Source organism: Cellulomonas sp. (assembly GCF_035634735.1).
GTDB lineage: Bacteria > Actinomycetota > Actinomycetes > Actinomycetales > Cellulomonadaceae > Cellulomonas.
Map to the genome: position 1 here is coordinate 1 of NZ_DASQCJ010000051.1, position 7,070 is coordinate 7,070.

The following is a 7,070-nucleotide window of genomic DNA, read 5'->3' on the forward strand; positions in this document are numbered from 1 at the left end:
GACCACGCCGGTCACCGCGATGCACAGCAGCGCGTCCAGGTGCAGCACGGCCATGACCCGCCCGCTCCGCGCGGGCCGGGCGGCGAGCAGCGCCGACGCGACCAGGACCAGCAGGTTCGACTGGATCGTGAAGTAGGAGAACAGCCGGACCAGCCGCTCGGACACGGTGCCGGCGTCGCCGGGGCCCTCGGTGAGCGCGCGCGCCACCTCGAGGGCGACGCCCCCGACCGCGGCCAGCGCGAGCAGCGCGTGCAGCACGCGGGCGGCCACGAGGCGTGGCGCCCCGGACCCCGCGCCGTCCGGCGCGCCCGGGACCCGCGCCCCGGCCTCGGCGGTCACCGTCGCCGCCTCAGGGCATCCGGCCGACGTGCGCCATCGCCTGGCGCAGCAGCAGGCCCTGGCCGCCGTTCATCTCGACCTGCACCTGCTCGCTGCACGCCTCCTCGGGCGTGAGCCAGGCCAGGTCGAGCGCGTCCTGCTGCGGCCGGCAGTCCCCGGTCACCGGCACGACGTACGCGAGCGACACCGCGTGCTGGCGCGGGTCGTGGTACGGCGTGACGCCGGGGGTGGGGAAGTACTCGGCCACCGTGAACGGCTGCGGCGTCGGCGGGACCTGCGGCAGCGCCACCGGTCCCAGGTCCTTCTCGATGTGCCGGAGCAGCGCGTCGCGCACCCGCTCGTGGTACATCACGCGGCCGGAGACCAGCGCGCGGGACATCACGCCCTCGGGGGTGACCCGCAGCAGCAGGCCGACGGCGACCACGTCGCCGGAGTCGTCGACCCGCACGGGGACGGCGTCGACGTAGAGCAGGGGGAGCGAGCGGCGGGCCGCCGCGATGCCCTCGGGACTCAGCCACCCGGAGGGGCGCTCGGGCTCGCGGGGCAGGTCAGCCGTGTCGGTCACCCGGCAGTTGTACCCCGGGGCGGGGGCCGGGCGACAGCCCGACGCGCGGTGCAGCGGCCGCCCGCGGGCGCCAGGGGCCCGGGCCCGCCGGGCGAGGGGGTCGCCGCCCGGGAATACTGGGCGGGGTCCGGGCGCTCTACTGGCGTCACATCGACAACAGGAGGCGACTGATGGCAACGACCGAGCTGACGGCCGACACCATCCAGAAGACGATCACCGAGAACGACATCGTTCTGGTCGACTTCTGGGCGGACTGGTGCGGGCCGTGCAAGCGCTTCGGACCGATCTTCGAGCAGTCGTCGGAGACGCACACCGACGTCGTGCACGCGAAGGTGGACACCGAGGCCGAGCAGCAGCTGGCGGCCGAGCTGCAGATCACGTCGATCCCGACCCTGATGGCCTTCCGCGAGGGCATCCTCGTGTTCAACCAGGCGGGTGCCCTCCCGGCGCCGGCGCTGGAGCAGGTGGTCGACGCGGTCAAGGCGCTGGACATGGACGACGTCCGCGCGCAGATCGCCGCCGCCGGGGCGGCGCAGAGCTGACCCGAGCGCGACGCAACCGACGACGCCCCCGCACGCGAGCAGCGTGCGGGGGCGTCGTCGCGTCCGGGGCCGGCCTCAGTGCCGGAACTGCGCCACGCGGGTCCGCAGGTCGTCGGCCATGCGCGCGAGCTCGGCGATGGACTCGCCCATCCGCCCGAGCTCCTCGGTGCTGCCGGCCGACGCGTCCGCGACGCCGGTGATGGTGGCGGCGATCTCGCCGGAGCCCGCGGCGGCGTCGCCGACGGAGCGGCTCATCTCCGTCGTGGTGGCGGTCTGCTCCTCGACGGCGGACGCGATCGTCGTCTGGTAGTCGTCGATCCGGGCGATGATGGTCCCGATCTCGCCGATCGCGGCGACGGCGCCCTCGGTGTCGGCCTGGATCGCCTCGACGCGGCGCGCGATGTCCTCGGTCGCCTTCGCCGTCTCCTGCGCGAGCTCCTTGACCTCGCCCGCGACGACCGCGAAGCCCTTGCCCGCCTCGCCGGCGCGCGCCGCCTCGATGGTGGCGTTCAGCGCGAGCAGGTTGGTCTGCTCCGCGATGGTCGTGATGACCTTGACCACGTTCCCGATCTCCTGGCTCGACGTGCCCAGGCGGGTGACCTGCTCGTTGGTGCGGGCGGCGGCCTCGGTGGCCTTGCCCGCGACGGCGGCGGCCTCGGCGGCGTTGCGGGCGATCTCCCGGATCGACGCGCCCATCTGCTCGGCGCCCGCCGCGACCGTGTGCACGTCGCGGTTGACCTGCTCGGCCGCGCCGGCGACCACGACGGCCTGCTCGGAGGTGCGGTCGGCCCCGGAGACCACCTGGCCCGCGGACCGCTCCAGCCGCCCGGCCGCGTCCGCGACCGTGCGCGCGGTGCCGTCGATGCCGGAGACGGTGTCGCGGAGCGCGGCGGTCGCGCGGTCCAGCGCGGCGGCCGTCCGCCCGATCTCGTCGGCGCCCGTCACCCCGCTGCTGACGGTCAGGTCGCCCCCGGCGAGCGCCTGCGCGGCGTCGGCCACCCGGTTCAGGCGCCGGCTCAGCCGGCGCGCCACGACGACGCCGGCGACGGCGGGCACGACGGCCGCGACGCCGAGGGCGACGAACTCCAGGCGCACGGCGCGGTCGCCGGCGGCGGTCGCCTCGCGCGAGGCCGAGGCCGCGGCCTCGGTCTGGGCCTGGATCAGCGCGTCCACCCGGGCGGCGGCGCCCCGGGCCGCGGTGTCGGCGCCCTCGCTCGAGCCGACCAGGTTCTGGTAGGTCGTCAGCGCGGTGCGGACGTCGGCGGCGGTCGTCGACAGGTCCTCGGTGAGCGCCGGGATCGCGGCGTACTCGTCGAGGGCGGCGAGCGCCGCGCCCACGGCCGCGCCCCGGTCGGCGGTCAGGCCGTCGGCCTTGAACGGGTCGCCCGCGTCGCGCGCCGCGCGCATGTCGGTCCCGATCGACTGCGCCTCGTTGAGGTGCGACGCCACCTGGCTGGCGAGCGCGAGGCCCGTGACGTGGTCGGAGTACATCCGCTCGGTGCGCTCGGTGCTCTGCCACAGCGTGAGGATCGAGATCCAGCCCAGCAGGCCGGTCATGGCGATCGCCGCGGAGACCGTCAGCAGGATCTTGCCGGTGAACCCGAGCCCCCGGCCGCGGCCCGCGGCCGCCGCGACCGCCGCCGTCGCCCCGTCGTCCCGACCCGTCGCACCCCTGGTCCCGGTCATCCGTCGGCCTCTCGTCGCGCGCGGCGCGGGCGTGCCGCCCGCGCGGGACACCGCTACGGGTCCCGTCTCCCCGTCGAGCGGGTGAGACGCGGTCTGAGCGGTCCGCGCGCCGGTCACCCGGACGGGGCGCGCGCCGCCGGGCATCCGGGTGGCCCGCGGGCCGGTCGGGTGAACCGCGCGCCGGGCGGGCCTCCAAGGCGTCCGGGCAGGTCGGACGTGGTGCGGGAGACGGGATTCGAACCCGCACGCCCTCTCGGGCACCAGGACCTAAACCTGGCGTGGCTGCCGTTTCACCACTCCCGCGGCTGACCCCGGCGGCGCGGCGCGGGGGTCGGCTCCGGCCGGCTCAGCCGTCGATGCCGAGGGCCCGGCGCAGCTTCGCGACGTGCCCGGTGGCCTTGACGTTGTACTGCGCGAGCCGGACGGCGCCCTCGGGGTCGACGACGACGGTCGACCGGATGACGCCGGTGACGGTCTTGCCGTAGAGCGACTTCTCGCCCCAGGCGCCCCACGCCTCGAGCACCTGCTTCTCCGGGTCGGACACCAGGGGGAAGGTCAGCGCCTCCTCCTCGGCGAACCGGGCCAGCTTCTCCGGGGAGTCGGGGGAGACGCCGACCACCGCGTAGCCGTGCGCCTGCAGCGACGCCAGCGAGTCCCGGAAGTCGCACGCCTGCTTGGTGCAGCCCGGGGTGCCGGCGGCCGGGTAGAAGTACACGACGACGCCCTGGCCGCGCAGGTCCGACAGGGTCAGCGAGCCGCCGTCGGCGGTCGGCAGCGTGAAGTCCGGGGCGGTGTCGCCGACGGCGAGGCGGGGCATGGCGTCTCCTGGCTGGTGGGTGCGGCGCCCGCGCGCGACGGGCGCCGTCAGCGTACGACGGCCGGGCGGTAGCGTCTGCCCCGTGAGTGCACAGCGCCCCGAGAGCCCGACCCGCCCCGAGCTGCCGATCCGGATGCTGAACGACCGGCTGCTCGTCCAGCTGGACGCGGACGCCTCCGAGCGCCGGTCGACCGCCGGCATCGTCATCCCGGCGACGGCGGCCGTGGGCAAGCGGCTCACCTGGGGCTCGGTCGTCGCGGCGGGGCAGCATGTGCGCCAGGTGGCGGTCGGCGACCGCGTCCTGTTCGACCCCGACGAGCGGGCCGAGGTGGAGCTCGAGGCGCAGACCTACCTGCTGCTCCGCGAGAAGGACGTGCACGCGGTGGCGGAGCCCCGCGACGGCGGCCAGGGCACCGGGCTGTACCTGTAGCGCCCCGCCCACCTGCCGCCGCGGGAGGGTTGTTCGCCCTCGGCGTCACCTGTTGCGCGGCCCCTCGGGGCGGTGTTCCCATGAGCGCAGGAACGACCCCGGGGGTGGCCGCGATGGACGACGAGACGCACACGGCCGTGCAGGACGAGCGCGGAGCAGGGGACGACGCGACGGGCGTCGTCATGGATCTTCTGGCGGAGCACGTGCCGCTGACGCTGCTGGCCGACCTGGCCGTGGCGGAGCCGCGGTCCGACGCGATCCTGGCGGCCGAGGGGCTGCCCGAGGACGCCTGGTGGGAGGGCGACGAGGAGCCGGACGGCGAGGCCCCGGCGGCCGGGGCGCGGGCCGAGGACGACGTGCCGGCGGACCCCGACGCGGCCGCCGGTCCGCACCCGGCGTGACGTCCGCCACGTCGGGCCCCTGAGCGGGGGAGCCGATTAGCGTCCGGCGCCACCGGGCTGCTAACGTTTCTCCTCGTTGCGCCATTAGCTCAATTGGCAGAGCAGCTGACTCTTAATCAGCGGGTTCGGGGTTCGAGTCCCTGATGGCGCACTTCGGAAGGCCCCCGACCAGCGAAAACGCCGGTCGGGGGCCTTCGTCGTGCGCGCGGCGGGACGGCGCCCCCGCGCCTTCGTCGCCGTCCGCGGGCGGTCCGCCGCGAAAGCGGCACGCCGCCCGGCGTCCCGATCCGTCCCGCCCCGCCCGGCCGTGCTCCGCCCGCGCGGCCCCCGCGCCCCGCATACTGGACCCGTGCCAGAGACCGCCGCCGCCGGCCCCACCCCGCCGCTCCCCGAGCGGGGGCACGTCTGGGTGGACGACGCCGACCCCGCGCTGCTGCTCATGCGCGGCGAGGTCGACGTGGCCGTGGTGGAGGAGCTGCGCGACCGGCTCGGCGCCGAGAGCGCGCGCGGGACCGACCTGGCCGCGGTGCTGCCGCGGGTCCGCGTGGTCGACGTGTCGGCGGTGACGTTCGCGGACTCCTCGGCGGTCGGGCTGCTGGCCGGGCTCGTCATGGCGCTCCAGCCGGCGGGCGACGCGCTGGTCGTGCGCGGCATCGGCCCGACCGTGGAGACGCTGCTCGAGGTGACCGGCCTGCTGCCGCACCTCGTCGTCGAGGGCTGAGGCCCGGCGGGTCGCAGCCCGCCGGGCAAAAGGTCCTACCTTTCACCCGCGCGCGCGTTCACCCGCGGCGCGCGCCGTCCGATCGGATCGGTGGGCCGAGCCGAGGCCCGCCCCCCACCGACGGACGGAGTCCTCGTCATGCCCGCACCCGCCGCGCCCGCAGCGCCCCCCGCGCCCGCCGACACCGCCCGCCGAGGCCGCCGGCTCGTGTCCGACGCCCCGGTGGGCGCCCGCATCGGCGCGGTGCTGGGCCTGCTCGCCGTCGCGGTCGGCGTGGTCGCCGGGCTCGGCATCGCCCGGCTGGGCGGCCTCGAGTCGTCGATCGACCGGCTCGGCCGCGAGGCCATCGAGCCGCAGACCTACCTGGTGAACACGCAGCGCTGGTTCCAGGCGAGCCGCGCGCGGGTGCTGGAGTACGGGATGGTGGCGCCGGAGGACCGCGCGAAGATCGTCGACGACCGCGCCGGCTTCGACGCGGACGCGCTGCAGAACGTGGCGGACTACGAGCCGTACGTGCTGGACACCGCCGCGTACGCCGCGCTCGAGGACGCCTACGGGCGCTACCAGGCCGCCGCGGACGCGATCGAGCCGCTGGCGGACGAGAGCGCCACGGCGTACCACGACGCCTACGCGGACCAGGTGCGCGGCATCACGACGGAGATCGGCGACGCGCTGCAGGCGCTCACGGACTCCGTGTCCGCGCACGCGGAGCAGGGCGTGGCGGACGCCGCCTCGGACGCCCGGTCGGCGACGGTGCAGATGATCGCCGTCGGCGTGGTCGGCGTGCTGCTCGCCGCGGGCCTGGGCGTGCTGCTGGTGCGCCGCATCGTGCGGGACCTCGCGACGGTGCAGCGCACCGTGCAGAGCATCGGCGACGGCGACCTCACGGTGTCCGTCCCGCTCGACTCCCGCGACGAGCTCGGCCGGATGGCGGGCTCCCTGAACGAGGCGCAGGGCTCGCTGCGCGCCCTGATGAGCGGCGTGGTGCACACGGCGCAGACGGTCGCGGCGGCGGCCGAGGAGCTGTCGGCCGCGTCGCAGCAGGTCGTGGCCGGCTCGGACGAGACGAGCGCGCAGGCGGGCGTCGTGGCGGCGGCGGCGGAGCAGGTGTCGCGCAACGTGCAGACCGTGGCGGCGGGCGCGGAGCAGATGGGTGCCTCGATCCGGGAGATCGCGCAGAACGCGTCCCAGGCGGCCAAGGTCGCCGGGCAGGCCACGGACGCGGCGGCGGTCACGAACGAGCAGGTCTCCCGCCTGGGGACGTCGTCGCAGGAGATCGGGAACGTGGTCAAGGTGATCACCTCGATCGCGGAGCAGACGAACCTGCTGGCGCTGAACGCCACGATCGAGGCGGCTCGCGCGGGCGAGGCGGGCAAGGGCTTCGCGGTCGTGGCCGGGGAGGTCAAGGAGCTGGCGCAGGAGACGGCGAAGGCGACCGAGGACATCGCGCGCCGGGTCGAGGCGATCCAGGCCGACACCAGCGGTGCGGTGGGGGCGATCGGCGAGATCTCGCACATCATCGCGAGCATCAACGACTACCAGCTGACCATCGCCTCGGCGGTGGAGGAG

8 protein-coding genes, 2 tRNA genes and 1 pseudogene are annotated in these 7,070 nt (G+C 75.9%); 6 read left to right on the forward strand and 5 right to left on the reverse strand.

Translation table 11 applies throughout. The features are described from left to right. Both VER05_RS04735 and VER05_RS04740 read right to left on the reverse strand, forming a co-directional pair. Window positions 1–339, reverse strand: a pseudogene (locus tag VER05_RS04735) (hypothetical protein); the annotation flags it as partial. Between the two features lie 10 nt (window positions 340–349). Then, a complete protein-coding gene (locus VER05_RS04740; RefSeq protein ID WP_147796132.1) occupies window positions 350–904 on the reverse strand; it encodes an NUDIX hydrolase family protein in 555 nt (184 codons plus the stop codon). A 170-nt stretch (window positions 905–1,074) separates the two neighbouring features. Here VER05_RS04740 and trxA point away from each other — a divergent pair, with 170 nt between their 5' ends. After that, window positions 1,075–1,446, forward strand: coding sequence for a thioredoxin (trxA, locus tag VER05_RS04745; protein ID WP_158373898.1), 372 nt, complete (start codon window positions 1,075–1,077; stop codon window positions 1,444–1,446). A gap of 75 nt (window positions 1,447–1,521) precedes the next feature. Here the strand turns inward: trxA and VER05_RS04750 are convergent, their stop codons facing one another. From VER05_RS04750 to bcp, 3 genes are all read right to left on the reverse strand, one after another. Then, entirely contained in the window at window positions 1,522–3,132 is a 1,611-nt protein-coding gene (locus VER05_RS04750; RefSeq protein ID WP_324844246.1) for a methyl-accepting chemotaxis protein, read from the reverse strand. A gap of 217 nt (window positions 3,133–3,349) precedes the next feature. Then, a tRNA-Leu gene (locus tag VER05_RS04755) sits at window positions 3,350–3,435 on the reverse strand. A gap of 43 nt (window positions 3,436–3,478) precedes the next feature. After that, window positions 3,479–3,949 (reverse strand): thioredoxin-dependent thiol peroxidase, encoded by a 471-nt coding sequence (gene bcp / locus VER05_RS04760; protein ID WP_324844247.1) that lies wholly within the window; start codon window positions 3,947–3,949, stop codon window positions 3,479–3,481. 133 nt (window positions 3,950–4,082) lie between these two features. Here bcp and VER05_RS04765 point away from each other — a divergent pair, with 133 nt between their 5' ends. The 5 genes from VER05_RS04765 to VER05_RS04785 form a co-directional block, all read left to right on the forward strand. Next, complete coding sequence (locus tag VER05_RS04765; protein WP_205693071.1) at window positions 4,083–4,379, forward strand: GroES family chaperonin; 297 nt, start codon at window positions 4,083–4,085, stop codon at window positions 4,377–4,379. Window positions 4,380–4,459: 80 nt separating this feature from the next. Further along, window positions 4,460–4,780 (forward strand): hypothetical protein, encoded by a 321-nt coding sequence (locus tag VER05_RS04770; protein ID WP_324844248.1) that lies wholly within the window; start codon window positions 4,460–4,462, stop codon window positions 4,778–4,780. Between the two features lie 78 nt (window positions 4,781–4,858). Beyond that, window positions 4,859–4,931 (forward strand) — tRNA-Lys (locus VER05_RS04775). Between the two features lie 198 nt (window positions 4,932–5,129). Continuing rightward, entirely contained in the window at window positions 5,130–5,501 is a 372-nt protein-coding gene (locus tag VER05_RS04780; RefSeq protein ID WP_324844249.1) for an STAS domain-containing protein, read from the forward strand. A 207-nt stretch (window positions 5,502–5,708) separates the two neighbouring features. After that, window positions 5,709–7,070 (forward strand): methyl-accepting chemotaxis protein (locus VER05_RS04785; RefSeq protein ID WP_324844251.1); only part of this gene is annotated, 1,362 nt, incomplete at its 3' end.

Bases quoted from the DNA above. Each gene is read 5' to 3' on its own strand.
- trxA (WP_158373898.1), top strand. From the start codon at position 1,075: ATGGCAACGACCGAGCTGACGGCCGACACCATCCAGAAGACGATCACC.
- VER05_RS04750 (WP_324844246.1), bottom strand. From the start codon at position 3,132: ATGACCGGGACCAGGGGTGCGACGGGTCGGGACGACGGGGCGACGGCG.
- bcp (WP_324844247.1), bottom strand. From the start codon at position 3,949: ATGCCCCGCCTCGCCGTCGGCGACACCGCCCCGGACTTCACGCTGCCG.
- VER05_RS04765 (WP_205693071.1), top strand. From the start codon at position 4,083: ATGCTGAACGACCGGCTGCTCGTCCAGCTGGACGCGGACGCCTCCGAG.
- VER05_RS04770 (WP_324844248.1), top strand. From the start codon at position 4,460: ATGAGCGCAGGAACGACCCCGGGGGTGGCCGCGATGGACGACGAGACG.